The sequence below is a fragment of the Pseudomonas sp. P1.31 genome, from assembly GCF_001269815.1.
In the GTDB taxonomy this organism is placed as follows: domain Bacteria; phylum Pseudomonadota; class Gammaproteobacteria; order Pseudomonadales; family Pseudomonadaceae; genus Aquipseudomonas; species Aquipseudomonas rustica.
In genome coordinates this window covers 162,558-187,778 of the sequence record NZ_LHVN01000010.1, presented here as the reverse complement: position 1 = coordinate 187,778, position 25,221 = coordinate 162,558, and the positions used below count along the sequence as shown (strand labels likewise).

27 protein-coding genes and 1 riboswitch are annotated in these 25,221 nt (G+C 60.3%); of the genes, 6 read left to right on the top strand and 21 right to left on the bottom strand.

All coding sequences use genetic code 11. From position 1 onward, the window contains the following. Positions 1–84: 84 nt before the first annotated feature. The 14 genes from AD669_RS08100 to cobO form a co-directional block, all read right to left on the bottom strand. Positions 85–645 carry a glutathione peroxidase gene (locus AD669_RS08100; RefSeq protein WP_053118563.1) on the bottom strand — a complete coding sequence of 187 codons (561 nt, stop codon included), beginning with the start codon at positions 643–645 and terminating at the stop codon, positions 85–87. Between the two features lie 54 nt (positions 646–699). After that, positions 700–822: a hypothetical protein gene (locus AD669_RS28735; protein WP_256218825.1), complete on the bottom strand. Its 123-nt coding sequence runs from the start codon at positions 820–822 to the stop codon at positions 700–702. Next, positions 819–2,027 carry an MFS transporter gene (locus tag AD669_RS08095; RefSeq protein ID WP_053118561.1) on the bottom strand — a complete coding sequence of 403 codons (1,209 nt, stop codon included), beginning with the start codon at positions 2,025–2,027 and terminating at the stop codon, positions 819–821. The genes AD669_RS28735 and AD669_RS08095 overlap by 4 nt, the downstream gene beginning before the upstream one ends. A 53-nt stretch (positions 2,028–2,080) precedes the next feature. Beyond that, complete coding sequence (locus tag AD669_RS08090) at positions 2,081–2,485, bottom strand: MarR family winged helix-turn-helix transcriptional regulator (RefSeq protein ID WP_053118559.1); 405 nt, start codon at positions 2,483–2,485, stop codon at positions 2,081–2,083. A 174-nt stretch (positions 2,486–2,659) separates the two neighbouring features. Next, positions 2,660–3,391 carry an adenosylcobinamide-GDP ribazoletransferase gene (locus AD669_RS08085; protein ID WP_053118557.1) on the bottom strand — a complete coding sequence of 244 codons (732 nt, stop codon included), beginning with the start codon at positions 3,389–3,391 and terminating at the stop codon, positions 2,660–2,662. A gap of 1 nt (position 3,392) precedes the next feature. Further along, positions 3,393–3,968, bottom strand: a complete 576-nt coding sequence (cobC, locus tag AD669_RS08080) for an alpha-ribazole phosphatase family protein (RefSeq protein WP_053118555.1) — start codon at positions 3,966–3,968, stop codon at positions 3,393–3,395. Further along, positions 3,965–5,020 (bottom strand): nicotinate-nucleotide--dimethylbenzimidazole phosphoribosyltransferase, encoded by a 1,056-nt coding sequence (cobT, locus tag AD669_RS08075; protein ID WP_053118553.1) that lies wholly within the window; start codon positions 5,018–5,020, stop codon positions 3,965–3,967. Before cobT ends, cobC begins: the two co-directional genes overlap by 4 nt. Further along, a complete protein-coding gene (gene cobU, locus AD669_RS08070) occupies positions 5,017–5,538 on the bottom strand; it encodes a bifunctional adenosylcobinamide kinase/adenosylcobinamide-phosphate guanylyltransferase (RefSeq protein ID WP_053118551.1) in 522 nt (173 codons plus the stop codon). Before cobU ends, cobT begins: the two co-directional genes overlap by 4 nt. Positions 5,539–5,660: 122 nt before the next feature. Beyond that, complete coding sequence (locus AD669_RS08065) at positions 5,661–7,112, bottom strand: cobyric acid synthase (RefSeq protein WP_053118549.1); 1,452 nt, start codon at positions 7,110–7,112, stop codon at positions 5,661–5,663. Then, positions 7,109–8,101, bottom strand: a complete 993-nt coding sequence (gene cobD / locus AD669_RS08060; protein ID WP_053118548.1) for a threonine-phosphate decarboxylase CobD — start codon at positions 8,099–8,101, stop codon at positions 7,109–7,111. The genes AD669_RS08065 and cobD overlap by 4 nt, the downstream gene beginning before the upstream one ends. Then, positions 8,094–9,002, bottom strand: a complete 909-nt coding sequence (gene cbiB / locus AD669_RS08055; RefSeq protein ID WP_053118546.1) for an adenosylcobinamide-phosphate synthase CbiB — start codon at positions 9,000–9,002, stop codon at positions 8,094–8,096. Before cbiB ends, cobD begins: the two co-directional genes overlap by 8 nt. Then, positions 8,999–9,649 carry a 5,6-dimethylbenzimidazole synthase gene (gene bluB / locus AD669_RS08050; RefSeq protein ID WP_053118544.1) on the bottom strand — a complete coding sequence of 217 codons (651 nt, stop codon included), beginning with the start codon at positions 9,647–9,649 and terminating at the stop codon, positions 8,999–9,001. Before bluB ends, cbiB begins: the two co-directional genes overlap by 4 nt. Positions 9,650–9,696: 47 nt before the next feature. Beyond that, positions 9,697–11,046, bottom strand: a complete 1,350-nt coding sequence (locus tag AD669_RS08045; protein ID WP_053118542.1) for a cobyrinate a,c-diamide synthase — start codon at positions 11,044–11,046, stop codon at positions 9,697–9,699. Then, positions 11,043–11,654, bottom strand: a complete 612-nt coding sequence (cobO, locus tag AD669_RS08040; RefSeq protein ID WP_003223053.1) for a cob(I)yrinic acid a,c-diamide adenosyltransferase — start codon at positions 11,652–11,654, stop codon at positions 11,043–11,045. The genes AD669_RS08045 and cobO overlap by 4 nt, the downstream gene beginning before the upstream one ends. Before the next feature lie 80 nt (positions 11,655–11,734). Beyond that, positions 11,735–11,965: riboswitch (cobalamin riboswitch) on the bottom strand. Between the two features lie 162 nt (positions 11,966–12,127). On the opposite strand from cobO, the gene AD669_RS08035 reads away from it, so the two are divergent. Together AD669_RS08035 and AD669_RS08030 are read left to right on the top strand one after the other, a co-directional pair. After that, a complete protein-coding gene (locus AD669_RS08035) occupies positions 12,128–12,712 on the top strand; it encodes a hypothetical protein (RefSeq protein WP_053118540.1) in 585 nt (194 codons plus the stop codon). 64 nt (positions 12,713–12,776) lie between these two features. After that, positions 12,777–14,090 carry a sorbosone dehydrogenase family protein gene (locus AD669_RS08030; protein WP_053118538.1) on the top strand — a complete coding sequence of 438 codons (1,314 nt, stop codon included), beginning with the start codon at positions 12,777–12,779 and terminating at the stop codon, positions 14,088–14,090. A gap of 134 nt (positions 14,091–14,224) precedes the next feature. Here AD669_RS08030 and AD669_RS08025 read toward each other — a convergent pair whose 3' ends face one another. From AD669_RS08025 to AD669_RS08005, 5 genes are all read right to left on the bottom strand, one after another. Next, complete coding sequence (locus tag AD669_RS08025; protein WP_053118536.1) at positions 14,225–14,761, bottom strand: C40 family peptidase; 537 nt, start codon at positions 14,759–14,761, stop codon at positions 14,225–14,227. Positions 14,762–14,983: 222 nt separating this feature from the next. Beyond that, positions 14,984–15,601, bottom strand: a complete 618-nt coding sequence (locus AD669_RS08020; protein WP_053118534.1) for a C40 family peptidase — start codon at positions 15,599–15,601, stop codon at positions 14,984–14,986. A 226-nt stretch (positions 15,602–15,827) separates the two neighbouring features. Continuing rightward, positions 15,828–16,532, bottom strand: a complete 705-nt coding sequence (hda, locus tag AD669_RS08015; protein WP_034156234.1) for a DnaA regulatory inactivator Hda — start codon at positions 16,530–16,532, stop codon at positions 15,828–15,830. Positions 16,533–16,738: 206 nt separating this feature from the next. Next, entirely contained in the window at positions 16,739–17,812 is a 1,074-nt protein-coding gene (locus AD669_RS08010; RefSeq protein WP_053118532.1) for an AI-2E family transporter, read from the bottom strand. 31 nt (positions 17,813–17,843) lie between these two features. Then, a complete protein-coding gene (locus AD669_RS08005; protein WP_053118530.1) occupies positions 17,844–18,890 on the bottom strand; it encodes a DUF2066 domain-containing protein in 1,047 nt (348 codons plus the stop codon). Positions 18,891–19,264: 374 nt separating this feature from the next. On the opposite strand from AD669_RS08005, the gene purM reads away from it, so the two are divergent. Genes purM through AD669_RS07990 form a run of 3 tightly spaced genes read left to right on the top strand, consistent with a single transcriptional unit; the run spans position 19,265 to position 21,695 of the window. Next, positions 19,265–20,323: a phosphoribosylformylglycinamidine cyclo-ligase gene (gene purM, locus AD669_RS08000; protein ID WP_053118528.1), complete on the top strand. Its 1,059-nt coding sequence runs from the start codon at positions 19,265–19,267 to the stop codon at positions 20,321–20,323. Then, positions 20,323–20,973 (top strand): phosphoribosylglycinamide formyltransferase, encoded by a 651-nt coding sequence (purN, locus tag AD669_RS07995; RefSeq protein ID WP_053118526.1) that lies wholly within the window; start codon positions 20,323–20,325, stop codon positions 20,971–20,973. The genes purM and purN overlap by 1 nt, the downstream gene beginning before the upstream one ends. Before the next feature lie 8 nt (positions 20,974–20,981). Continuing rightward, positions 20,982–21,695 (top strand): DUF3108 domain-containing protein, encoded by a 714-nt coding sequence (locus tag AD669_RS07990; protein WP_053118524.1) that lies wholly within the window; start codon positions 20,982–20,984, stop codon positions 21,693–21,695. A gap of 167 nt (positions 21,696–21,862) precedes the next feature. Here AD669_RS07990 and AD669_RS07985 read toward each other — a convergent pair whose 3' ends face one another. After that, the gene (locus tag AD669_RS07985; protein WP_053118523.1) at positions 21,863–23,488 is read right to left on the bottom strand and encodes a methyl-accepting chemotaxis protein; all 1,626 of its coding nucleotides are present in this window, start codon (positions 23,486–23,488) and stop codon (positions 21,863–21,865) included. A gap of 138 nt (positions 23,489–23,626) precedes the next feature. Further along, complete coding sequence (locus AD669_RS07980; protein WP_371262364.1) at positions 23,627–24,673, bottom strand: amidohydrolase family protein; 1,047 nt, start codon at positions 24,671–24,673, stop codon at positions 23,627–23,629. A 129-nt stretch (positions 24,674–24,802) separates the two neighbouring features. On the opposite strand from AD669_RS07980, the gene AD669_RS07975 reads away from it, so the two are divergent. Further along, positions 24,803–25,219 (top strand): OsmC family protein, encoded by a 417-nt coding sequence (locus tag AD669_RS07975; RefSeq protein ID WP_053118518.1) that lies wholly within the window; start codon positions 24,803–24,805, stop codon positions 25,217–25,219. Positions 25,220–25,221: the final 2 nt, after the last annotated feature.

Here is a 25,221-nt window from a genome sequence, read left to right as displayed (position 1 = left end):
TGCGATCTTTTGATTTTGACCTTTAAGATCAAAAGATCGCAGCGTGCCGCAGCTCCTACAGGGTTCGGGTAAACCCGCTGAAGGTCAGGGTTTGAGGGGTTTCGAGGCGATGGCTTTTTCGATCGCGGCGATGAATTCCGGATCATCCGGTTTGGTCAGGCTAGAGAAATTGGCGATCACTTTGCCCTGCCGATCAACCACATATTTGTAGAAATTCCACTTCGGCGCGCTGCTCTGCGCAGCCAATACCTGGAACATATGCGTAGCGTCATCGCCACGGACTTTCTGTGGTTCGGTCATGGCGAACGTCACGCCGTAGTTGGCGTAGCAGACCTTGGCGGTCTCAGCGCTGTCCTTGGACTCTTGTTTGAAGTCATTGGACGGCACGCCGAGCATCTCCAGCCCCTGCCCTTCATAGCGTTTGTGCAGCGCCTCAAGGCCTTCGAACTGCGGCGCGAAACCGCAGAAACTGGCGGTGTTGACCACCACCAGCGGTTTGTCTGCGTATTGTTTGCACAGGTCGATGGAGTCCTTGGCGCGCAATTTGGGCAGCGAGCCTTGCAGCAATTCCGGACAGTCAGCAGCCTGGGCCACGCCAGTCAACGCCATCAGCAACGCGGGAACAGCACACCAGCGCATCAGCATGTCGTACATCCTTGAGAAGTCGTCAGACTTCGACGTTACTCGCCACGCCTGCTTCTAGCAAATGCTCATGCCCAGTTGCATCAACGCCAGACCGCCCTGATGCCAGCCCCACCACACCAGCGCCAACAATGCGGCGCCGAGTGCGGCAAAGAGGATACGTGGCCAGAATCGGCTCATGCGGCGCCCGCTGCGGCTTGCAGGCGGGCTACCGGACGCTCGCGCACCGGCCAGTTCAGTGCGGCCGCCAACAGACTCAACAGAATCGCCACTTGCCAGATCAAGTCATAACTCCCGGTTCGGTCATACACCACCCCGCCCAGCCAGCCGCCGAGGAACGAGCCGAGCTGATGGAACAGGAACACGATGCCGCCGAGCATGGACAGATTGCGCACACCAAACAAGGTCGCCACCGTACCGTTGGTCAACGGCACCGTCGACAGCCATAAGAAGCCCATCGCCATGCCGAACAGATACGCCGAGGTGGTCGTCACCGGCATCCAGAGGAACAGCACAATCACCACCGCGCGCAACAGATACAACGCCGTAAGCAAACGCGGTTTTGACATGCGCCCGCCAAGCCAACCAGCGGTGTAAGTGCCGAAGATGTTGAACAGCCCGATCAGCGCCAGCACCGTAGTACCGACGCTGGCCGGCAGATGCTGATCGACCAGATACGCCGGCAGATGCACGCCGATAAACACCACCTGAAAACCACAGACAAAAAAGCCGAACGCCAGCAACCAGAAACCCGAATGCGAACAGGCTTCACGCAGCGCTTCGGAGAGCGTTTGCTCATGACCCAGCAGCGGCAACGGTTTGTCCTTGAGCATGCTCACCAGCGGCACGATCAGCGCCACCAGCAGGCCCAACACCAGCAGCGCCGCCGACCAACCGAGCCAGCCGATCAGGCCGAGGGTACCGGGCAACATCGCGAACTGGCCGAACGAACCGGCAGCACTGGCGATGCCCATGCCCATGCTGCGTTTCTCCGGCGGCACTGCGCGGCCGACGACGCCAAGGATGACCGAGAACGAGGTGCCCGACAGGCCGATGCCAATCAGCAAACCAGCACTCAGCGACAGCGTCACCGCCGAATCCGACAAGCCCATGCAGATCAGGCCCACGGCGTAGAGCACGCCACCGACCAGCACCACTTTCGCCGCGCCGAAACGGTCAGCCAGCGCGCCGGTAAATGGCTGCGCCAGGCCCCAGATCAGGTTCTGCAAAGCGATGGCGAAGGCGAACACCTCGCGGCCCCAGCCAAACTGCGCGCTCATCGGCGACAGAAACAGACCGAAGCCGTGCCGCACGCCCAATGACAACGCAAGAATCAGCGCACTGCCGACCAACACCCAACCGCACGTACGCCACATCGATGTCATTATTATTCTCCAGTCGCGGGTATATACCCGCTTGAGATCGAAAAAACCGGCGATTACGCCAGTTCGTCCAGCAATTTGAGCAAGGTTTCACGCTTCTCGGCACCCAATCGATCGATCAATCGCTGCTGCGCCGCCTCCCAAGCCGGCAGTGCATCTGCCAGACGTTGCGCACCGATTTCCGTAAGCCGGACGATGCGGTTACGCATGTCTTCGCCCTCGGCCAGCGCCACCAGGCCTTCACCTTCGAGCACGCGCAGATTGCGCCCGAGGGTGCTGCGATCCAGCCCCATGGCTTCGGCGAGTTCCGAAATGCTCGGTTGATCAAGACGTTGCAGGTTACACAGCAAAGAATACTGCGCAACGTTGATCCCGAAGCCATCGAGAGCGCCGTCGTAATGCCTGCTGACGCCACGCGCGGCGCGACGCAGGTTGGTGCACAAACACTGAGAGGTAAGCATGATGCGTGTATATACCCGCGACTGTGTTAAATCAAGTTACAGATGAGTTTACCCTGAACATTTGTGGTGCCTGGAAAATTGCTATCGCGAGCAGGCTCACTCCTACAGTTGACCGCGCTCCCCTGTAGGAGTGAGCCTGCTCGCGATGGGGTCGGCATGAACGATAAAAATCTATCAGGCCAGCGCCAATCCCACCAACACCCCCACCTCCAACAACTCCAACAACGCCCCCGCCGTATCGCCCGTCGTCCCGCCCAACCGCCGCATCATCACCCGCCGCAGCCAGCCAAACACCGCGACAGAAATCACCACCGCAACGACGGCGCTAATCCCGGCAATCAACAAGCAACCCAGCGCACTGACGCCCAGCACCCACCAACCTGCCCGACGCGGCAAATGATCCGCCAATGCCTGCCCCAACCCACCCGCACGCACATACGGCGTGGTCAGAAACAACCCCAGCAACGCCGCCCGCCCCAGCACCGGCACGATGATCAACACCAGCCCTTGCCCTTGCTCGATCAACGCCAGCAACGCGGCAAACTTGAGCAGCAACACCAGCACCAGCGTGACCACGGCAATCGGCCCGCTGCGCGGATCTTTCATGATCGTCAGCGTGCGCTCGCGATCACCAAACCCACCGAGCCAGGCATCCGCGCTATCCGCCAGACCATCAAGATGCAGCGCACCACTGAGCAACACCCACACCGTCAGCAGCAACGCCGCATGCAGCAACAACGGGGCCCCCGCCAATGCCAGATTCAGCGCCCACAGGATCACACCAAACAACAATCCCACCAGCGGATAAAACAGCAGCGAACGCCCAAGCTGTCCCGGCTCAGGCATCCCCGGCAGACGAATCGGCAGGCTGCTGAGAAATTGCAGGGCGATCCACAGCGGCAACATGTCAGTGACCTTCCTTGAATGAACCGTCAGTGTCGACCGTCAGCGCAAACAGCGCGCCATGCCCCACTTCAACATTGAGCAATTGCTCACGCGGCAAACCTCGCGCCTGCGCCAGCAATAAACGCATGACGCCGCCGTGGCTGATCAGCAAAATCCGCTCACCGGCATGTGCTGTATGCAGCCGAGCCACTGCTGCCAACACTCGCGTGGAAAAGTCGCTGACCGGTTCACCCTGTGGTGGCGTGAATGAATACGGATCAGCCCAAAAAAGGCCCAACGCGTCAGCATCCGTCTCCATCAACGCTGCCGCACTCTGCCCTTCCCACGCGCCAAAATGCAGCTCCTGCAGATCCTTGTCGAGTTGCACCGGCAGATTCAACTGCTCACCCAGCTCCGCCGCAAACCGCGCGCAACGCTGCAACGGCGAGCTGACTAAGCGATCCCAAGGCCCGCCCTCGATCACCGCCGCACGCATCTGCGTCCAGCCTTTTTCGGTCAGCGCATCATCAAGACTGCCGCGCAAGCCGCCACCCAATTCGGTTTCACCGTGACGCAGCAGATCAAGGCGCAAGGTCATGCCGGGCGATCCGCCACCGCCGCTTCGGCGAATGTCGCCATCTGCCCGTGCAGGTCGCAGGCCAGACGCAACAGGGGCACCGCCAGCGCCGCACCGCTGCCTTCGCCCAGACGCAGACCGAGTTCCAGCAATGGCTCGGCGCCGAGGGTTTCCAGCACATGACGATGGCCTGGTTCAGCACCGCGATGACCGAACAGCAGCCACTCGCGACACGCCGCATTCAGGCGTACCGCGACCAGCGCCGCGACCGTGCAGATAAAGCCGTCGACCAGCACCGCAACGCCTTCCTGCGCGCATGCCAGATACGCGCCAACCAGCGCCGCGATTTCGAAACCGCCAAGATTGAACAGCGTCTGCAATGCATCACCGCGCTGGGCCGCGTGCAACGCCAGTGCGCGTTCGATGACTTGGGCTTTATGGCTGACACCTTCGGCATTCAGCCCGGTGCCGGGGCCCGTCAGGTGCACCACCGGGCAATCGAGCAAAGCACAGGCCAGCGCGCTGGCGGCCGTGGTGTTGCCGATGCCCATTTCGCCGCCGATAAACAACTGCGCGCCGGCCGCTTGCGCTCGCAGCACGCTGTCACGACCGGCCTGCAACGCGAGTTCGCCTTGGGCTTGGGTCATCGCCGCGCCCTGAGCGAAATTTGCCGTGCCCGCACCGATATTCAAGTGACGCACACCCGCCAGGTTCAGCGCGGGATTAACGGTGCCCAGATCGACCACTTCCAGCTGCGCACCAAGCTGACGCGCCAGCACGCTGATCGCCGCGCCGCCGCTGACGAAGTTGAGCAGCATCTGCCCGGTGACTTCCTGCGGGAACGCCGAAACCCCTTCAGCGACCACGCCGTGGTCGCCGGCAAAAATCGCGATCCAGATCTGCTCCAGTGTCGGTTTGACCTGGCCTTGCAGACCGGCCAGTTGCACCGCCACCGCTTCCAGTTGCCCCAGCGAACCGGCCGGTTTGGTCAGTTGCTGTTGGCGCGCGGCGGCTTGCTCAACGATATCGACGTTCACCGGTTTGCACGGGTTCAGCCACCAGGTTTGGGTCATAGCGCAGATCCTTTCAGAGTCAGGGGCAGGCCGGCGACGGTCAGGACAACACGCTGACAGCGCTCAGCCAGAGCTTGATGCAGCCAACCGGCTTCATCGACGTAGCGGCGAGTCAATTCGCCCAGCGGCACGACACCCATTCCGGTCTCGTTGCTGACAAAAATGATTTCACCCGGCAGCGTGCCCAGGCAGTTGAGCAAGGCTTCGCGTTCGGCGGCGAGGCGTTCGGCGTCGTCGAGCATCAGCAGATTGGTCAGCCACAGGGTCAGGCAATCGACCAGCAGGCAACGCTCGGCGCGGGCGGATTCGCGCAGGACCCGGGCCAGTTCGAGGGGCTCTTCGACGAGCGCCCATTCGGCTGGGCGACGGGCGCGATGGTGGGCAACGCGGTCGCTCATTTCGCCATCGAGCGGTTGGCTGGTGGCGATGTAGGTGACCGCAAGATTACTTTCGCTGGCGAGTTTTTCCGCCAGACGGCTTTTGCCGGAGCGGGCGCCGCCGAGGATTAGTTGGAGCATGAAGGCATCCTGAATTTTATGTGTTGGGGCGGCTGACGCTTTCGCGAGCAGGCTCACTCCTACAAGGGAACGCGGTCAACTGTAGGAGTGAGCCTGCTCGCGATGAGGCCATTGAACCCACCTCAAATCCCACAGAGCTGACGCAACAGATCGGTATCCAAATGCTTCTCGACCAAATCCGCCAAGCGCTCGATATCGCGCTCGCGCAAGCCGTGATAATCCACTTCCCGCACATCGCTCAACCCGGCCCAACGCAGCAACGCCGCACTCGCCGCCGGTGATTCGAACAAGCCATGCAGATACGTGCCAAACACCTGCCCATCAACGCTCTGCGCACCGTCGCAACGACCATCATCCAGATGCACCGCGGCATTCTCCAGCGCCGCCCCGGTCGTCACGCCAGCATGAATTTCATAGCCACTGACCTCGGCATCTTCCAACGCCAAGCGCCCACGCACATTGCGCAATTGCTTCTCGGCTTCAAGCGTCGTTGCAAACGCCAGCAAACTTAGACCCGCACTCGAACCGGGCGCGCCTTCCAAGCCGAGCGGATCATGCACCTGCTCACCGAGCATCTGCAGGCCGCCACAAATCCCCAGCACTTTGCCGCCGTAGCGCAAATGCCGACTGATCGCCGTGTCCCAGCCATTGGCGCGCAAATACGCCAGATCACTGCGCACGCTTTTCGAGCCCGGCAGGATGATCAGATCGGCCGCAGGAATCGCCTGCCCTGGCCCGACAAATTGCAGATCGACCTGCGGATGTAAACGCAGCGGATCGAAATCGGTGTGGTTGCTGATGCGCGGCAACACCGGCACCAGCACTTTCAGCACTTGCTCAGCCTTGTCGGTCTGGCGCTGATCGATACCGTCTTCAGCTTCCAGATGCAGATCCATCACGTACGGCAACACGCCCACCACCGGTTTGCCGGTGCGCTCTTCCAGCCAATCAAGGCCCGGTTGCAGCAAGGCGATGTCACCGCGAAAACGGTTGATGATGAAGCCTTTGACCCGCGCCTGTTCGCTCGGCGAGAGCAACTCCAGCGTGCCGACCAGATGGGCGAAAACCCCGCCACGATTGATGTCGGCAATCAGCAGCACCGGGCAATCCACCGCTTCGGCGAAACCCATGTTGGCAATGTCCCCGGCACGCAGATTGATCTCGGCCGGCGAGCCCGCGCCCTCAACCATCACTAGCGGATACCCGGCGCTGAGTCGCTCGTGAGATGCCAAAACCGCTTTCATCGCGATGGCTTTGTAGTCGTGATAGGCCACCGCGTTCATCGACGTCACCGCGCGACCATGGATGATCACTTGCGCGCCGGTGTCGCTGTTCGGTTTGAGCAGCACCGGGTTCATGTCGGTGTGCGGTTCGAGGAACGCCGCTTGCGCCTGCACCGCTTGCGCACGACCGATCTCGCCACCGTCCGCCGTCACGGCGCTGTTGAGCGCCATGTTCTGCGGCTTGAACGGCACAACCGCGACGCCTTGACGCGTCGCCCAGCGGCACAGCGCCGTCACCAGCGTGCTTTTACCGGCGTCGGAAGTGGTGCCCTGCACCATCAGGGTGGTCATGGTTTGTCCTTGGTAAAAGCGATGAAAGCCTGTTCGAGACGCGCTTCTTCGGCCGCGTCGGCAGGCAAGCCGAAACGCAGGCTGCTGTTGTGCGTGAAGAGGCGCAGAAGAATGCCGCGTCGGGCCATGAATTCGTATAACGCTTGCGCTTGATCAGTGATCAGCCACTGAAACAACGCGCAGCCGCCCTGCGGTTTGAAGCCGTAGCGCTCAAGCAGCGTCGCCAGCCGTTCGCTGGCTTGATCGCTGCGAATGCGCTGGCGTGTGTGGTTTTCAGTGTCTTGCAGACAGGCCTGACCGAGCACCCGCGTCGGCCCGCTGACGACCCACGGCCCGACCTGTTCGGCAAGCAACCGAAGCAATTTGCGCTCAGCCAATACGAAGCCCAAACGCACACCGGCCAAGCCGAAAAACTTGCCGAACGAACGCAACACGATCAGTCCGACCTGATGCGCGTGCGCCGCCAGGCTCAACTGCGGCGTGTTGTCCATGAACGCTTCATCGACCACCAGCCAGCCGCCGCGCTGCGCCAGTCGCGCATGCCAGTCGAGCAACTTCGCCGGGGTCAGGCTCAGGCCGGTTGGATTGTTCGGATTGACCACCACCAGCACGTCGAGGTTGTCCAGATAGAACTCGACTTCCTGCTCCTGCACTTCGCGCACGATGTAACCGTTGCGGCGCCAGGCTTCAGCGTGTTCGGCATAGCACGGCGACAGCACGCCGACCTTGCCGGCGCGACGCAAACGCGGCAGCAACTGAATGGCCATCTGCGAACCGGCCACCGGCAGTACCTGGTTTGCTCCGTAGTAATCGCACGCCGCTTGTTCCAGACCGTCATCGGTTTCCGGCAAACGGGCCCAGGCACGCAAGGGGATTTCCGGGATCGGAAATGGCCACGGCGCGAGTCCGCTGGACAGGTCGAGCCAGTCGGCTTCGGCGATACCGTAATCGAGTGCAGCCTTGCGCAGCCGGCCACCGTGCTCAAGCATAGAATTCAGCCCCCACGCAGAGAATCAGCAACCATAACCATACCCCGCGCTGCACCAATTGCCAGCCACGGTCGATGGAATCGGCATCGGCGGGAGCGCCTTCGCCCAGTTGCGGACGCTCGTGCAGTTCGCCGTGGTAAATCGCCGGGCCGCCCAGTTCCACACCGAGCGCACCTGCGCCTGCAGCCATTACCGGGCCGGCGTTGGGGCTGTCCCATTTCGGCGCCTGTGTGCGCCAGCATTTCAAAGCCAGTCGGGTTTTGCCGAGCACTGCGTAGGTCAATGCCACCAGACGCGCAGGAATGTAGTTCAACACGTCGTCGATTTTTGCCGCCGCCCAGCCGAAACGTTCGAAACGTTCGTTGCGATAACCCCACATCGCGTCGAGCGTGTTGCTCAAGCGATAGAGCACCACGCCGGGCGCGCCGGCCACGACAAACCAAAACAGTGCGGCGAACACCGCGTCGCTGCCGTTTTCCAGCACCGATTCAGTGGCCGCGCGGGCGACCGCAGTGCTGTCGAGTTCATCGGTCTGACGGCTGACCAGATAACCGACACGCTTGCGCGCCTCGTCCAGATCATCCGCGCGCAAAGCCGCAGCGACCGGCGCAACATGCTCGCCGAGGCTGCGCATGCCGAGGGCGCAATACAGCGCGAGAATCTCGACGATCCAACCGACATAAGGCGCCCAGGAAAACGCCGTCGCCAGCAGCGTCAGCGGCAGCACGGCGATCACCCACGCGGTGACGCCATGACTGCGCCAGCCGCGCCCTTCACCGTTGAAACGTTGCTCGATGCGCCCGGCGAAATTGCCGAACGCCACCAGCGGATGCCAGCGTTTCGGTTCACCGAGCAGCGCATCCAGCGCAACCGCGGCGACACTCAACAACGCCACACTCATTGATTCACTCCCCAATAATTTTCATACAGCAACTCATTCAGCGGCCGCGCCTGCGCCCACCCTTCGAGTACCAGCATCGGCGCCGGATAGAATTCCTTGACCGGGCCCAGACACAAAACCGCCAGCGGCTTGGCGCCTGCCGGCAGTTTCAACAAATCCGCCAGCGCTTGCGGTTCGAACAGCGAGACCCAGCCCATGCCCAAGCCTTCTGCGCGCGAGGCCAGCCACAGATTCTGAATCGCGCAGGACAACGAGGCCATGTCCATTTCCGGCAGCGTGCGGCGACCGAAGATGTGTTTTTCGCGATCATCCATCAGCGCCGCGACCAGCACTTCGGCGCAGTCGTTGATGCCTTCGACTTTGAGCTTCATGAACTCGTCGCTGCGCTCACCGAGGGCTTCGGCGGTGCGGATGCGTTCTTCTTCGACGAGGTGCTGGATTTGGCTGCGCAGGGTTCGGTCGCTGATGCGGATGAAGCGCCAGGGCTGCATCAAGCCGACGCTTGGGGCCTGGTGGGCGGCTTCCAGAAGTCGGCGCAGCAGATCCGGTTCCACGGTGCCGCCGGTGAAGTGGCGCATGTCGCGGCGTTCGGCGATGGCTCGGTAAACCGCCTCACGCTCGGCTTCGGAGAATGCGTTGTCGGTCATGGCCTCTTCGCGAGCAAGCTCGCTCCCACATTGGACGGGGTGCTTGCTCAAGAAACGCGATTCCCTGTGGGAGCGAGCTTGCTCGCGAAGGCGGCCTCACGGTCTGGCGCAAACAATTCGGCAATCGCAGTCGGATTCGACGGAAAATAAAAGTGTACATAGGAAGCCGTCATCCGCCCCTCACGATAAACCGCCTCCGCCCCTCGCCCTCCATTTGGACTCAAACCTCGAGCAATCGGCGTCAGTTCAGTCGTGGTCAACGAATGATGATACGTGTGCCCACGCAACGAGCCTTCCGGCAGATCGACCGCTTGCAACGCCAACGCCGCCAGACGTTTCTGCATCACTGCGTCGCCCTTCAACAACCCGACCAGCTCAGCGCGAGTGCCTTCAACATCCGTCAACGAATCGAGCAAATACAACATCCCGCCACACTCAGCCAGCAACGGCTTCCCCGCCGCATGATGCGCACGGATCGCCGCAACCATCGCGGTGTTCTGCGCCAGCGCGACGTGATGCAATTCCGGATAACCACCGGGCAAATACAGACTATCCGCCTCAGGCAATTGCGTATCGCGGATCGGCGAGAAGAAGCTCAACTCGGCGCCCATCGCACGTAACAGATCCAGACTCGCGCCATAAGTGAAGGCAAACGCCTCATCTCGCGCGACGGCAATGCGCACATTTTTCAGCAACGGCTCGACAGCAATCACGTCAGGCGCGGCAAATTCCACGGCCGGTGGCAGCGCTACCTCGCAGCTGCTAGCCAGCGCTTCGGCGGCGGCGTCGAGACGCACATCGAGGTCATTCAATTCGCTGGCCTGCACCAGACCAAGATGCCGGCTCGGCAGTTCGATACCGGTCTCGCGCGACAACGCGCCGTACCAACGCAAACCTTCAGTGAGACTGCCTTCGAGCAACTGCGCATGGCGCAAGGTGCCGACGCGGTTGGCCAGCACGCCAGCAAACGGCAGATCCGGCTGATACTTGGCCAAGCCCAGCGCCAACGCACCAAAGGTCTGCGCCATCGCTGTGCCGTCGATCACGCCGAGCACCGGCACACCAAAATGCCGCGCCAGATCAGCGCTGGAGGGCGTACCGTCGAACAGACCCATCACGCCTTCGATCAAAATCAGATCCGCCTCGGCGGCGGCTTCCCACAACAGCCGACGACTTTCCTGCTCGCCGACCATCCACATATCAAGCTGATACACCGGCGCACCGCTGGCGCGTTCGAGGATCATCGGGTCGAGAAAGTCCGGACCGCATTTGAACACGCGCACCTTGCGCCCCTGATTGCGATGCAAACGGGCGAGCGCAGCGGTGACAGTGGTCTTGCCCTGACCGGAAGCCGGCGCGGCAATGAGTACCGCCGGGCAGTGACGTGGTTGATTCAAAGTTCGACGCCTTTCTGCGCTTTGATGCCGGCCTGGAAGGCGTGTTTGAGCATGCCCATTTCGGTGACGGTGTCGCCCATTTCGATCATTTCCGGCTTGGCCGCACGACCGGTGACGATCACGTGCTGCATCGGCGGACGGGCCTGCAAATCGCTGAGCACCTGATCGAGATCGAGGTAGCCGTGTTTGAGGGCGATGTTCAGTTCATCAAGCACCACCAGACCGATCGACGGATCGCGCAGCAGTTCGCGGGACACGGCCCACGCAGCTTCGGCGGCGGCGATGTCGCGCTGACGATCCTGGGTTTCCCAAGTGAAGCCCTCGCCCATCACGTGGAAGCGCACTTGTTCGGGGAAGCGCCGGAAAAACAATTCTTCGCCGGTGCTGTTGCGGCCCTTGATGAACTGCACCACGCCGCACTGCATGCCGTGGCCCATGGCGCGGGCGAGCATGCCGAACGCCGAGCTGCTTTTGCCTTTGCCATTGCCGGTCAGCACCAGCACCAGGCCGCACTCGTCGGGCGAGTTGGCGATGCGTTCGTCGATCACGGCTTTTTTGCGCTGCATACGCGCCAGATGGCGTTCGTCGCGCTCGGGGGAATCAGTCATGGGGGAGCTCTCCGTTGAGGCTGGATAACGGCGGGCAGGCACAAGAATAGACGGCAAAAAGCCTGGCATCGCCCACCGTGATGCCGCTGGATGGATCAGGCCGGTCTCCGGGCTCATGAGCGGCATTGGCCTGGCTGCGCGCCTTCCCGCTTCTGTCGAGGCAGTGGCTCATGGCGCAGCTTTTACTCATTTACCGTTGCGGGGGCAGCGCCGGGATCGTGATCATTCTTCGCTTGAAGACAACCCTCACCGGCTTCCCTGTTTCACTCTGTCGACGCGGGTCACAGAGCACCTGAAACAAGCCGCGAAGGTTAGAGGGTTGGGGGTGGAGCGTCAATTAAAGAGGCGGCCGACGGACGATTATCTGCCGTTGATCAATTATCGGCCGGCAATCTTGTGCAAGGCTGTTACAAATGATATCAAAGAGCCATGCTTTTCCATAAAAGCAACTCACAAGAATAAGGATGATGACGATGCAAGGCATGATCATCAGCAACCCGCGCCTGGAATTCCTGCGCCCGATGCTTGAACGCTGGTTTGACTGTATCGACCGTTACAACGCCGTGCGCGGCGACAGCGACACGCCGTACTGGCATGACGAGAAAGCCAATCTCGGCGTGCTGACCGCGGCGGCCTGGATGGCCGAACTGGTCACCCTCAACGACACCGCCACGCGCAAGCAAAACGAAGACGGCGAGCGCAATGCCCGCGCCGATCTGTTCATCGCAGGGCCAGAAGACCGCGCTTACCTTCAGGCCACGCAGCGCTGGCCGCGAGTGAACAACCTCAACCTCACGCAAGCACTTCTCGACATCACCAGCGACGCCAAACGCATCAGCTTCGCCAGCGATCTCAAGCTCGGCTGCCTGTTCGTCGCCCCGCAAAAAGCCCAGCAGAGTGCCAGCCCCGAAGAACTGCAGGACATGGTCGACGACTTGCAAAAGGAACATACCTGCGCGGTCGCCTGGTATTTCCCCTACGCCTACCGCAAATTGCGCAGCGAGGCCGGCAACTATCACCCCGGCATCGCCGTGCTGTTCAAAGAGGCTCGCGGCTGAGGTTGAACCATCGGGCTTGCGCCCTCCTCTATGATTAAGAACGCATTCATAGGGAAGATCAGTCATGCGCAAGCCCCAGCTCGTTTTTGTCATCGCTCTGGCCGGAGGGCTCGCCGCGTGTGGTGAAACCTCCAGCCTGCAAGTCTCCGACGGCACCGGCCCTTCGCCGAAACTGCCCGAACCGAACAAAACCCTGATCCCCACCGTGAACATCGCCCCGGCGATTGGCTGGCCCGAAGGTGGCAAACCGACAGCGGCGGCCGGTACGCAAGTCGCAGCGTTTGCCGAAGGCCTCGATCATCCGCGCTGGATGTACGTGCTGCCCAACGGTGATGTGCTGGTGGCAGAAACCAACGCCCCGCCGAAGCCGGACGACAGCAAAGGCATCAAAGGCTGGGTGATGAAGAAAGTCATGGGCAAGGCCGGCGCCGGCGTACCGAGCCCGAATCGCATCACTTTGCTGCGCGACGCTGACCACGATGGCGTCGCCGAAACGCGCACGGTGTTTTTGCAGAACCTCAATTCGCCGTTTGGCATGACGCTGGTTGGCAATGACTTGTACGTCGCTGACACCGATCGTTTGCTGCGCTTCAATTACGAGCCCGGCGCGACCGAGATCAAATCGCAGCCGATCAAAGTGACTGACTTGCCGGGCGGCACGCTCAACCATCACTGGACGAAAAACGTCATCGCCAGCAAGGACAGCAGCAAGCTGTACGTCACCGTCGGCTCGAACAGCAACGTCGGCGAAAATGGTCTGGATCAAGAAGAAGGCCGCGCGGCGATCTGGGAAGTGGATCGGGCGACCGGCAATCACCGGATCTTCGCTTCAGGCATCCGCAACCCCAATGGCCTGGCGTGGGAGCCTACCAGCGGCGCGTTGTGGACGGCGGTGAATGAGCGTGACGAGATCGGTAGCGATCTGGTGCCGGACTACATCACGTCGGTAAAGGACGGCGGTTTCTATGGCTGGCCGTTCAGTTATTACGGCCAGCATGTCGATGTTCGAGTGAATCCGCAGAATCTGGATCTGGTGGCCAAAGCCATTGCCCCGGATTACGCGGTTGGCCCGCACACGGCGTCTTTGGGCCTGACCTTCGCCGAAGGCAACACCTTGCCGGCGCAGTTCAAGGAAGGCGCGTTTATCGGCCAGCACGGCTCGTGGAACCGTAAACCGCACAGTGGTTATAAAGTGATCTTTGTGCCGTTTACCGGCGGCAAACCGAGTGGAACGCCGGTGGATGTGTTGACCGGTTTTCTCGACAAAGATGAGAACGCGCTGGGTCGCCCGGTGGGCGTGGTGATCGATCAGCAAGGTGGCTTGCTGGTGGCGGATGATGTGGGCAACAAGGTTTGGCGAGTGTCTTCCACCAAATAACTTAGCGCCGTACACATAACAAATGTGGGAGCGAGCCTGCTCGCGAAAGCGGTCTATCAGTCGACTCAAGGGTGACTGAAACTACGCATTCGCGAGCAGGCTCGCTCCCACATTGGGGTTTTGTGTTGGCGTTATTACGGGTTACGCGCCAGATGCTCCGGCTGCAACACCCGCTTCGCACTCAGATAAGCCTTCTGCCAATACGCCTTCGACAGACTGTCCAGCTTCACCGTGCCACCCGTGGCCGGCGCATGCACGAAGCGTCCTTCGCCAACGTAAATCCCCGCATGACTGACCTGCGAACCACCATTGGTGGCGAAGAAGATCAGGTCGCCGGTCTGCAAGCCTTCCTTACCGACATTCGGTGCCTGCATCACGATCAGGTCGCGCGTGGTGCGTGGCAGGTTGATACCCGCCGCGTCGCGGTAAACAAAACCAATCAGGCCACTGCAATCAAATCCCGAATCCGGCGTGTTGCCGCCCCAGCGATACGGCGTGCCAACCAGGCCGAGCGCGCGGAACAGCACGTCTTCAGCAGCAGGCGAAAAAGATTCTGAGGGGGCGAACACGATCGGGGCGCGAACCACCGGCGCAGGCGGCGGTGTGCGACTGGCGCAAGCGCTGAGCAGCGCTGCGAAGGCGATCAAAACGAGGCGGGCCGACGTGGTCATAAGCAGAACATCCTGATCTGGCTGCGGCTAATTCTGCCGATTGGGCAGAAAACAAAACCGCCTGCGTACGCACGCAGGCGGTTTGCCATCAATATAGATTCAGGATTCTAGCGGCTACGCGGCAAACTTCAAGTAAGACTTTAACTTCACCTTGTAAAGTATAGGTCTACTCCCTTGCCGGGAACCGTTTTGTCGCCGCGAACGCGGCGACAACGGGGGGAATTACTTGCGAGCGGTGACCACGGTCGGGGCCATGGCGAGTGCACGCTTGGCTTCGATGAAGGTCTTGCTCCAGTAGCTATCACCGAGGTTGTCGATGCGAACACCGCCGCTACGACGACTGCTGGAGTGAATGAACTGGTTGTCGCCCAGGTAGATCCCGGCGTGACTGACACGACCGCGACGACCATTGGTGGCGAAGAACAGCAGATCGCCCGGTTCCAGATCGCTACGCGAAACCAGTGGTGCGTCTACGTTGATCATTTCGCGGGTGGAGCGCGGCAGGTTCATGCCGGCTTCTTCGCGGAACAGGTAACCGATGAAACCGCTGCAGTCGAAACCGGCCTCAGAGGTACCGCCGAAACGGTAACGGGTACCGATCAGGGACATGCCGCGTTCGAGAATGCTGTCGGCCAGAACCGGCAATTCATACGGCTTGCTGCCGCTGAAGTCTGCGAGTTCTTTTTCGGTAGCCAGCTCTTCCTGATAAATAACGGAAGACTGCGCTGTGGAAGAATTTTTAACCTGTTGAGGCTGCTCTTGGACTGGAGAATGAGCAGCGCAACCGTACAACAGGGTGACGAGTGCGAGAGGCACGAGGGGTGCGAAGCGCTTTAGCATGGGCACGACCGTGGCTGATAGTTGTAAAGAAGCCGAGACTATGCCCGCTATCAACCTCATTTGCAAATTCAATCGATCTTTTTGTGACTTCTCGGTTTCTCGTTTACATCTAAGCGCTTAAGCCCATTTCACTCGTTACGCGGCCTGCACCCGGTGCAGGAAAGCGCTTTTTCTGACGCCTGAAATATGCCGAAACGTGCTAAAAGCCGCAGAGACAAAGGGCTGGCTACCAACCGAGAGTTTCTTTAAGGAAGGGAATTGTCAGCTTGCGCTGAGCTTGCAGCGAGGCCTGATCGAGCTGTTCGAGCAGATCAAACAACGCGCTCATGCTGCGGGTACCGCGAGTCAGAATGAAATGCCCGACTTCATCGGTCAGGTGCAGACCGCGACGTGACGCGCGCAATTGCAGGGCACGTAATTTGTCTTCATCGGAGAGGGGGCGCATCTGGAAAATCAGCGCCAAGGTCAGGCGCGATTTGAGGTCGGCCAGTTTGACCGGCAATTCACGTGGCGAGGTCGCCGCCGCAATCAACAACCGTCGACCGCTGTCACGCAAGCGGTTGAACAGGTGAAACATCGCCTCTTCCCAGTCAGCCTTGCCGGCAATCACCTGCAAATCATCCAGGCAAACCAGCTCGTACTGTTCAAGGTTGTCTAGGATTTCCACACCGCGATCCATCAACTCGGCCAACGGCAGGTACACCGCCGGTTCGCCCATCTGCTCAAAACGCAAGCACGCAGCCTGCAACAGATGCGTACGCCCTACCCCGTGCTTGCCCCAAAGATAAATCAGGCTTTCGGTCCAGCCGGCGTCGGCTTCGCATAGGCGCTCGACATAGCCGAGTGCAGCGGCATTGGCGCCTGGGTAGTAGTTGATAAAGGTGGCGTCGTCACGCAGACGCACACCTAGGGGCAGCTGAATCGGTTTCATGCTGACTGAACAGTTCTCAAGGAACCGTTAGTGGCCTCTGTGTAAAGTTTGCGAAGTTTATACCCGTGAGGCGGAGCGCACAATGCAGCAGACCCCAAGCAAAATCAAAGGTTTGCGTTAACACCCTGGTTTTATGACAGTTTCTCTGACGCAATCACCTGCATGACACGGGCCAACCCGGCGCACCGCCGGGCTGTCCGTCGTGATTACAACTCCGGCTCATCCACTCCGCTGTACATATCAGAGTCTTTATACAAATCGTGCATATGACGCACCAAGACCATGATCACCGCTGCCACGGGCAGCGCCAGCAGCACACCGGTAAAACCAAACAGTTCGCCACCGGCCAGAATCGCGAAGATCACCGCCACCGGGTGTAGGCCGATGCGGTCGCCGACCAGCAACGGTGTCAGCACCATACCTTCCAGTGCCTGACCGACCATGAACACTGCGACGATGCCGACCATCGGGTACAAATCGCCACCAAACTGGAACAACCCGGCAATCAGCGCCGCACCGATACCAATCACAAAGCCCATATAAGGCACGATCGCCGCCAGACCCGCGATCAGGCCGATCAACAGCCCCAACTCCAGACCGACGATCATCAGACCCGCCGCATAAATCACGCCCAGCGCCAGCATCACCAGCAACTGACCACGCACAAACGCGCCCAGCACCTCATGACATTCACCGGCCAACGCCACCACGCGCTCTTCACGATCACGCGGCAGCAGGCTGCGGATCTTGGCCATCATCACGTCCCAGTCGCGCAGCAAGTAGAAACTCACCACCGGGATCAGCACCAGATTCGCCAGCAGGCCGATCAACGCCAGACTCGACGCCGTGGCCTGACTCAGCACCACACTGACGATGTCGGTGGTCTGACCCATGTGTTCGCTGATGGCCGCTTTGACCTTGTCGAACTTCCAGAAGCCGTCCGACAGCCCAAGCTTCGCCTGCGCCCACGGCAGCGCCGTGTGTTGCAGCCAGTCGAGCATTTGCGGCGCCAGTTCGTACAAACGCAGCAACTGCTTGGCGAGCATCGGTACCAGCACCAGCAACAGCGTGGTGACGATCAGGGTGAACAAAGCAAACACCGCGATCACGCCCCACGTACGCGACAGCCCAAGCTTCTCCAGGCGATCCACCAGCGGATCGAACAGATACGCGAGCAGCAGCGCCACCAGAAACGGCGTGAGGATCGGGTGCAGCAACCATACAAACGCGCAAAGCAGGACAACCCCACCGAGCCAGAACCAACGCCGCGTATCGGCCATGAACCACTCCTGCTTCTATATAAGGAAAGACTTACCAGCGAAACCGTAACGACGGTGCTGCCGGTGTCGGGGCCGGAGCCGCACCTGCCACCGCAGGCTGCGGCGGCGCGACCGGTGCAGGCGCCTCGGCCGGCAATTCCTGCAACTTCGCCAGCGACAACTGCGCGCGCATCTGGTCGGCACTGCCATTGACCCGATAGACGATGCGATCGCCATCGACACTCTGCAGACGCACGCCGAACGGTTCGAGTAACCGCAACAGCGCCGCATAGTGCTCAAGATTCATGCCCTGCACTTCCAGGGTCTGCTGCCCCGACGCACCAGGTTTGGCAACAAAACGTGGCGCCAGGCGCTCAGCCACCGCCAGCATCACCGCATCGGCGACGGCAGCCTGATCGGCGCCCTGCACAGTGCCGGCCTCTTTCTGATCGCCCAGCCACAAATGCCATTTCGCCTGCCACTGCCCGCCTTCTTCGCGCGCATGCACGGCCAGCAAGGCATCGGCGTTGTAACGTTCGGAAACCCCGCGCAACGGCCCCAGATCCGTACCCTCCAGCGCCGGCGCAGTCGCGACCAGTTGTTCACTCAGATCCGCCAACGGCAAACGCAGCGGCAACCCGCGATGCTGAGCCGCCACACGCAATGGCCCGGCAGTCGATTGACCATCACCCACCAGATACGTGCCGTCCGCTGACTCGTTCAGCCACCAGCTCAAGATCGACGGCCGACTGGCGCCCCACATCGACAGCCCGGCTCGGCGCAAGGCCTGCTCGGTAGCGTTCGGATCGAAGTTGACCTTGAGCACCTCCGGCGGCCCGGCGTCAAAGCCGAACTGAGTGATGATCTGCTGCGGATTCTTGCGAATATCCGCCAGCCCGGGATTTTGCGCAGCTTTCGGGTCACCGGTCAGGCGCAACACCAAAGTGTCCAGTGCGGCCTGAGTGGCGCGATCACGCTCCTCCGGCGCCTGGCTGGTGACCGGCTGACTGACTTGATAGAGACCTTTGAGGTTTTCGGCATGACTCGCCAGGCTGACCACAGACAAACAACCCACAACCAACAATTTACGAAAAAGCATGGAAAATTCCCGTCGACAGGAGCGGCTGGAACAGGCCGCGTGAACCGGTTAAGCAAGGCTGTGACCCTTGACCCTCGCAAAACATTCACACGGCGGCGGTAAGTTTTTACGTAGTGATAACGATAGACGGTTAATTGCCACACCTTATACAGGCAGTGATACGCCTTAATTGCAAAAAATTTCCCGAGATAATGGCCCTGCCCGTCGGTGCGAGGATGGCCGCTGCCCCTCAAGCCTGATAAAATCGCGCGCCTTCGCAGACCGGCAACAGCCGGGTCCCTCGAAACTCGCGTGAGGCACTCGCCCCCTCGATTTCGATGTTCCCGCTGAACTCGGTCGTTACCCCTGAATCCCCTCCCCTAAAGGCCTGGATCATGAGCAAGCAACCCTCCCTGAGCTACAAGGACGCCGGTGTAGACATCGACGCCGGTGAAGCATTGGTCGAACGCATCAAGAGCGTCGCCAAGCGCACTGCGCGCCCGGAAGTCATGGGCGGCCTGGGCGGTTTCGGCGCCCTCTGCGAAATCCCGGCCGGCTACAAGCAGCCAGTGCTGGTTTCCGGCACCGACGGCGTCGGCACCAAGCTGCGCCTGGCACTGAACCTGAACAAGCACGACAGCATCGGCATCGACTTGGTCGCCATGTGCGTCAACGACCTGGTGGTGTGCGGCGCTGAGCCACTGTTCTTCCTCGACTACTACGCCACCGGCAAACTCAATGTCGAGACCGCGACCCAAGTGGTTACCGGCATCGGCGCTGGCTGCGAACTGTCGGGTTGCTCGCTGGTTGGCGGCGAAACCGCTGAAATGCCAGGCATGTACGAAGGCGAAGACTACGACCTGGCCGGCTTCTGCGTCGGCGTTGTGGAAAAAGCTGAAATCATCGACGGTTCGAAAGTTGCCACCGGTGACGCGCTGATCGCGCTGCCATCGTCCGGCCCGCACTCGAACGGCTACTCGCTGATCCGCAAGATCATCGAAGTCTCCGGTGCCGACATCGAAAACATCCAGCTCGACGGCAAACCGCTGACCGACCTGCTGATGGCCCCGACCCGTATCTACGTGAAGCCGCTGCTCAAGCTGATCAAAGACACCGGCGCCGTCAAAGCCATGGCCCACATCACCGGTGGCGGCCTGCTCGACAACATCCCGCGCGTTCTGCCAAAAGGCGCTCAGGCTGTTGTTGACGTCGCCAGCTGGACTCGCCCGGCCGTTTTCGACTGGCTGCAAGAGCAAGGCAACGTTGACGAAACCGAGATGCACCGCGTACTGAACTGCGGCGTCGGCATGGTCATCTGCGTGGCTCAGGAGCACGTTGAAGTTGCCCTGAACACCCTGCGTGACGCTGGCGAGCAGCCTTGGGTGATCGGTCAGATCGCTGCTGCCGCCGAAGGCGCAGCTCAGGTTGATCTGCAGAACCTTAAGGCTCATTAATGTCCGCACCCTGTGATGTCGTGGTGCTGTTGTCCGGCACCGGCAGTAACTTGCAGGCTTTGATCGACAGCACGCGAGCCGGCGACAGCCCGGTTCGCATCGCTGCGGTGATTTCCAACCGCGCCGACGCGTACGGCCTGCAACGCGCCAGTGACGCGGGTATTGCTACCCGCTCGCTGGATCACAAGGCATTCGAAGGTCGCGAGGCCTTCGATGCTGCACTGATCAAACTGATCGACGAATTCCAACCCAAACTCGTGGTACTGGCCGGTTTCATGCGCATTCTCAGCGCTGATTTCGTTCGCCATTACCAAGGGCGCCTGCTCAACATCCATCCGTCGCTGCTACCCAAATACAAAGGGTTACACACTCATCAGCGCGCGCTGGAAGCCGGCGACACGGAGCACGGCTGCTCCGTGCACTTCGTCACCGAGGAACTCGATGGCGGACCACTGGTCGTACAGGCAGTAATACCGGTAGAGTTGCACGATTCGCCGCAGAGTCTGGCGCAGCGGGTACACGTTCAGGAACACCTGATCTACCCGATGGCCATACGCTGGTTTGCTGAAGGCCGGCTGGCCCTCGGTACGGACGGTGCTTTACTGGATGGCCAGTTACTTGCGGCCAGCGGCCACTTGATTCGACACTAGGAGATTTTATGCGTCGCGCCCTGCTTCTCGCTTGCGCCTTGTTTGCCCTGCCCTTCGCACAGGCAGCAGACCTTCAACCGTTCTCCGCCAGCTACACCGCCGACTGGAAACAGCTGCCGATGAGCGGCACCGCCTCGCGCAGCCTGACCAAGGAAGCCAACGGCGTCTGGAAACTCAGCTTCAAGGCATCGATGATGATCGCCAGCCTGAGCGAAGAAAGCACCCTGACACTGGACAAGGACACCTTGCTGCCACAGTCCTACCACTTCGAACGTGGCGGTCTGGGCAAAGCGAAAAAGGCTGACCTGGACTTCGACTGGGCCAATAAACTGGTGACCGGCACTGATCGCGGCGACGCCGTGAAGATTCCGCTGAACCGTGGCATGGTCGACAAATCCACCTACCAACTGGCGCTGCAGCACGACGTGGCTGCCGGCAAGAAAAGCATGAGCTATCAGGTAGTCGATGATGGCGAAGTCGATACCTACGACTTCCGCGTGCTGGGTTCGGAGAAAGTCGAAACCAAGGCTGGCCAGATCGACGCGATCAAGGTCGAGCGCGTTCGCGATCCGACACAAAGCAAGCGCATCACCGTCCTGTGGTTCGCCAAGGATTGGGATTACCTGCTGGTTCGCCTGCAACAGGTTGAAACCGACGGCAAGGAGTACAACATCATGCTCCTCGACGGCACGGTCAACGGCAAAGCCGTTAAAGGCAGCTGATTCGACGCACGATGAAAGAGCCCCGCGAGATGCGGGGCTTTTTTTTGCTGGCAACTTGCGCCTCTGTAGGAGCTGCGGCACGCCGCGATCTTTTGATCCTGATCTTAAAAAATCAACATCAAAAGATCGCAGCCTCGTTTCACTCGACAGCTCCTACAGGGGTAATTTCAGACAGAAAACTTCGCCACCATGCTGTTCAAATCCACCGCCAACCGCGACAACTCCTGACTCGCCGCGCTCGTCTGATTCGCCCCAGCCGAGGTCTGCATCGCCAGATCACGGATATTCATCAGATTACGATCCACCTCCCGCGCCACCGCCGCCTGCTCCTCCGACGCACTGGCGATGACCAGATTGCGTTCGTTGATCAGCGTAAACGCCGAGGCAATCTCCTCCAGCGCCACTCCGGCAGCTTTCGCCAGCTCCAGTGTCGAACGCGCCCGGACATTACTCTGCTGCATCGAATTAACCGCCGAATCGGTGCCTTGCTGAATCCCGCTGATCATCTGCTCGATCTCGTGCGTCGATTGCTGCGTGCGATGCGCCAGTGCGCGCACTTCATCCGCCACCACCGCAAACCCTCGCCCGGCATCACCGGCCCTCGCTGCTTCAATCGCCGCGTTCAGCGCGAGCAAATTAGTCTGCTCGGCAATCGAGCGAATCACGTCCAGCACCTTGCTGATGCCATGCACCTTGTCCGCCAGATTCTCGACCTGCGTGGCATTGTTGGTCACGTCTTCAGCGAGAAACTCAATCGACGACACGGTCTGCTGCACCTGTTCACGCCCATGCTGAGCAATGCGATCCGATTCACGCGAAGCTTCGGACGTCGCCACCGCATTGCTGGCAACCTCCTCAACTGCTGCCGTCATCTGATTCACCGCCGTCGCCGCCTGTTCGATTTCCAGACTCTGCTGATGCAACCCGCGCGTAGCGTCTTCCGTGACGCAGCTCAGCTCTTCCGAGGCCGAGGCGAGTTGGCTGGAGGATTCGGAAATTCGCCGGATCGTGTCGCGCAAGTTGTGCTGCATGCTTTGCAACGCTTGCAGCAGCCGCGCCGGCTCATCCTTGCCGCTGATAGTGATGTCGCCGGTCAGGTCGCCAGCAGCGACCACTTCCGCCACTCCAAGCGATTGCGCCAGCGGCAGCACGATGCTGCGCGTCAGCATCACCGCGAGACCGATGGTGATCAGCGCGGTAATGCCAATCATCACCCCGACCCACACCCGCGAATTGGTGAACACCAGCCGAGCGGCCTCGGTGGCGAGATTGGCGTTGTGCTTATTCAGCTCGACCAGCTCGCGCAGAATGACTGCGATTTCATCGGCCAACGGGCTCATCTGGCCGTTGAGAATGCTCGCCGCCTCTTCCACGCGGTTCTGCGCGGACAGCTGCATGACTTGCGCCTGATATTCCAGGTATTTGTGTTCGGCGACCTTGAAGCGGTCAAACAACGCGCGCTCCTCCGGCAGAACAATCAGCACGTCATAAGTTTGCTGGGCTTCGCTGAGCACGCCGCGCAGCTCATTGAGCTTGGCGACGTTCTGCTCAAGCGCCTGCGGATCGCGATTGAGCAGCAGGCGCATGGTAAGCGCACGCAGGCGCAGCATGTCCTGACTCATCTCGCCGACCGCCATCACACTGGGCAGCCAGTTGTTATCGACCTCGTCGGATTGCGCACGCATGTTCGCCATTTGCAGCAGGGCGAACGCCCCAAGGGCAAACACCATCAGCGCCAACAGGCCAAAACCCAGGCCAGCGCGCGGGGCAATATTGAGACTACGGATACTCATTGCTCTGGTTCCTTCCAAAAGCGCTGCATCAACCCTGCAGCTGGTTGCTTTAGAAGGTATCGGCCCTTTGCGAATTTGCGTAAGACGAAATAGTGATATCAAAACGCCTTAATACTTCGAACGCTTGGCAATAACGTTTCAGCGATCAATACCTGACTTGGGCGAAGTTTTCGGCAGGATCGCGAGGAAGTTATCCCGCGCGACTTTATGCGCGACCTCTGTAGGCAATGCGTCGAGGAACGGATTGAAGCTGTGCATTTCCTTACCCAGCTTGTTGAATCGACCTACGACGTCCGAGCCCAGCATGAAGCGCTCAGGGTAGCGCTCGACCAGCGCCAGCCACTCTTTGCGCGGCTTGCCTTGCTCATCCAGCAGATACGGGGTGAGCATGCTCCACGACAGGTCGATGTACAGATTCGGATAGGCCTCCAGCATGCGCGTCAGCGTTGGCAGCAAGAAATCCATCTGTGTCTGATGCCGATGAATCTCGGCGCTGGTGCCGGCGTGCGCCCAGATAAACCGGGTGTGCGGGTGGTTGCGCAGCGGCTCTTCGACTTCCGACAGATAAAGCGGATTTTTCTCACGCTTGGAGGTGATGTTCGAGTGCAACATTACCGGCAAATCGTTCTCGGCGGCCAAGTGATAAATCTTGGTCATCGCCTCATTGTTGGCGCGCGGGGTGTCGCCGGAGGTCAGCGCCGTCAGGTCATCATGACGGGTAAACACTTCGCCAATGCCCTGCCACAGCCCCGGGTACAGATCGAGCATGCGCTGAATGTGCGCGGCGGAGTTCTTGTCGTTCGGATTGAAGCCGGAGAGGAATGGATGAAAGTACGGCCGCTGCTCAGCAGGCAGTTTTTGCACGGCATCGGCGACGATCACATCAGTGGCGCTGTACCAATAGGCATCGGCGTCATCACCGGCGTAATAGCGTGGACGTTTCGGTTCATCTTCGTGCCATTTCTTCGCCACCGGAATGCCGGAAATCATCACATGCTCGACGGAATTTTCTTTCATCGCTGTCAGCAATTTCGGCATGCCAGCGGTTTCCTGGAAGAAATCCACGTAATGCAGGTGCGCATCGCTGTAGGTGTAATCCCGCGCGTGGGCGGCACCGGCAATCAGCAACAGGCTGGCAAGACTCAAACGAAACAAGGACACAAGTAATCTCCGGCAGGTAGGCACAGACTAGACCCCAGCGCAGCCACCGGGGTTCAGCCAGCCGGAAAGTGAAACGTTCAGCGGCGACAATGCTCTATAACTGCAAGATCCTTTTTGATCGAAGTACATTTTCCCACCGATAGCGAGGTTCACATGACCATCACCGTCAATACCGTCTCTGCCGAAGGTTTCCGTCACTCCGTAAAAATCGATGATCTGGAATTGTTCACCGACGTCCCGGCAGCTGCCGGCGGTGAAGGCACGGCGCCAGAGCCGCACGATTATTTCGACGCCGCGCTGGGCGCCTGCAAAGCCCTGACCCTGAAAATGTACGCGAAAAAGAAAGACATCCCGCTGACCGGTGTGGGCGTCGACGTCAAACGCGACAACAGCGAAGAGCAGAAAGGCAAATACGTCCTGCACGTCACCCTCACCCTCAAAGGCGTGCTTACCGATGCTCAGCGTGAAGAACTGCTGCGCGTCGCCGACCGCTGCCCGATTCACAAGCTGATGACCACCAGCGACGTGACCATCGAAACCCACGCGCCACAAGGCTTCGACAGCCAGTAACC

Excerpts from the sequence above, each read along its gene's own strand:
- AD669_RS08100 (WP_053118563.1), bottom strand. The coding sequence starts at position 645 with ATGCTGATGCGCTGGTGTGCTGTTCCCGCGTTGCTGATGGCGTTGACT.
- AD669_RS28735 (WP_256218825.1), bottom strand. The coding sequence starts at position 822 with ATGAGCCGATTCTGGCCACGTATCCTCTTTGCCGCACTCGGCGCCGCA.
- AD669_RS08095 (WP_053118561.1), bottom strand. The coding sequence starts at position 2,027 with ATGACATCGATGTGGCGTACGTGCGGTTGGGTGTTGGTCGGCAGTGCG.
- AD669_RS08090 (WP_053118559.1), bottom strand. The coding sequence starts at position 2,485 with ATGCTTACCTCTCAGTGTTTGTGCACCAACCTGCGTCGCGCCGCGCGT.
- AD669_RS08085 (WP_053118557.1), bottom strand. The coding sequence starts at position 3,391 with ATGTTGCCGCTGTGGATCGCCCTGCAATTTCTCAGCAGCCTGCCGATT.
- cobC (WP_053118555.1), bottom strand. The coding sequence starts at position 3,968 with ATGACCTTGCGCCTTGATCTGCTGCGTCACGGTGAAACCGAATTGGGT.
- cobT (WP_053118553.1), bottom strand. The coding sequence starts at position 5,020 with ATGACCCAAACCTGGTGGCTGAACCCGTGCAAACCGGTGAACGTCGAT.
- cobU (WP_053118551.1), bottom strand. The coding sequence starts at position 5,538 with ATGCTCCAACTAATCCTCGGCGGCGCCCGCTCCGGCAAAAGCCGTCTG.
- AD669_RS08065 (WP_053118549.1), bottom strand. The coding sequence starts at position 7,112 with ATGACCACCCTGATGGTGCAGGGCACCACTTCCGACGCCGGTAAAAGC.
- cobD (WP_053118548.1), bottom strand. The coding sequence starts at position 8,101 with ATGCTTGAGCACGGTGGCCGGCTGCGCAAGGCTGCACTCGATTACGGT.
- cbiB (WP_053118546.1), bottom strand. The coding sequence starts at position 9,002 with ATGAGTGTGGCGTTGTTGAGTGTCGCCGCGGTTGCGCTGGATGCGCTG.
- bluB (WP_053118544.1), bottom strand. The coding sequence starts at position 9,649 with ATGACCGACAACGCATTCTCCGAAGCCGAGCGTGAGGCGGTTTACCGA.
- cobO (WP_003223053.1), bottom strand. The coding sequence starts at position 11,654 with ATGACTGATTCCCCCGAGCGCGACGAACGCCATCTGGCGCGTATGCAG.
- AD669_RS08035 (WP_053118540.1), top strand. The coding sequence starts at position 12,128 with ATGCAAGGCATGATCATCAGCAACCCGCGCCTGGAATTCCTGCGCCCG.
- AD669_RS08030 (WP_053118538.1), top strand. The coding sequence starts at position 12,777 with ATGCGCAAGCCCCAGCTCGTTTTTGTCATCGCTCTGGCCGGAGGGCTC.
- AD669_RS08025 (WP_053118536.1), bottom strand. The coding sequence starts at position 14,761 with ATGACCACGTCGGCCCGCCTCGTTTTGATCGCCTTCGCAGCGCTGCTC.
- AD669_RS08020 (WP_053118534.1), bottom strand. The coding sequence starts at position 15,601 with ATGCTAAAGCGCTTCGCACCCCTCGTGCCTCTCGCACTCGTCACCCTG.
- hda (WP_034156234.1), bottom strand. The coding sequence starts at position 16,532 with ATGAAACCGATTCAGCTGCCCCTAGGTGTGCGTCTGCGTGACGACGCC.
- AD669_RS08010 (WP_053118532.1), bottom strand. The coding sequence starts at position 17,812 with ATGGCCGATACGCGGCGTTGGTTCTGGCTCGGTGGGGTTGTCCTGCTT.
- AD669_RS08005 (WP_053118530.1), bottom strand. The coding sequence starts at position 18,890 with ATGCTTTTTCGTAAATTGTTGGTTGTGGGTTGTTTGTCTGTGGTCAGC.
- purM (WP_053118528.1), top strand. The coding sequence starts at position 19,265 with ATGAGCAAGCAACCCTCCCTGAGCTACAAGGACGCCGGTGTAGACATC.
- purN (WP_053118526.1), top strand. The coding sequence starts at position 20,323 with ATGTCCGCACCCTGTGATGTCGTGGTGCTGTTGTCCGGCACCGGCAGT.
- AD669_RS07990 (WP_053118524.1), top strand. The coding sequence starts at position 20,982 with ATGCGTCGCGCCCTGCTTCTCGCTTGCGCCTTGTTTGCCCTGCCCTTC.
- AD669_RS07985 (WP_053118523.1), bottom strand. The coding sequence starts at position 23,488 with ATGAGTATCCGTAGTCTCAATATTGCCCCGCGCGCTGGCCTGGGTTTT.
- AD669_RS07975 (WP_053118518.1), top strand. The coding sequence starts at position 24,803 with ATGACCATCACCGTCAATACCGTCTCTGCCGAAGGTTTCCGTCACTCC.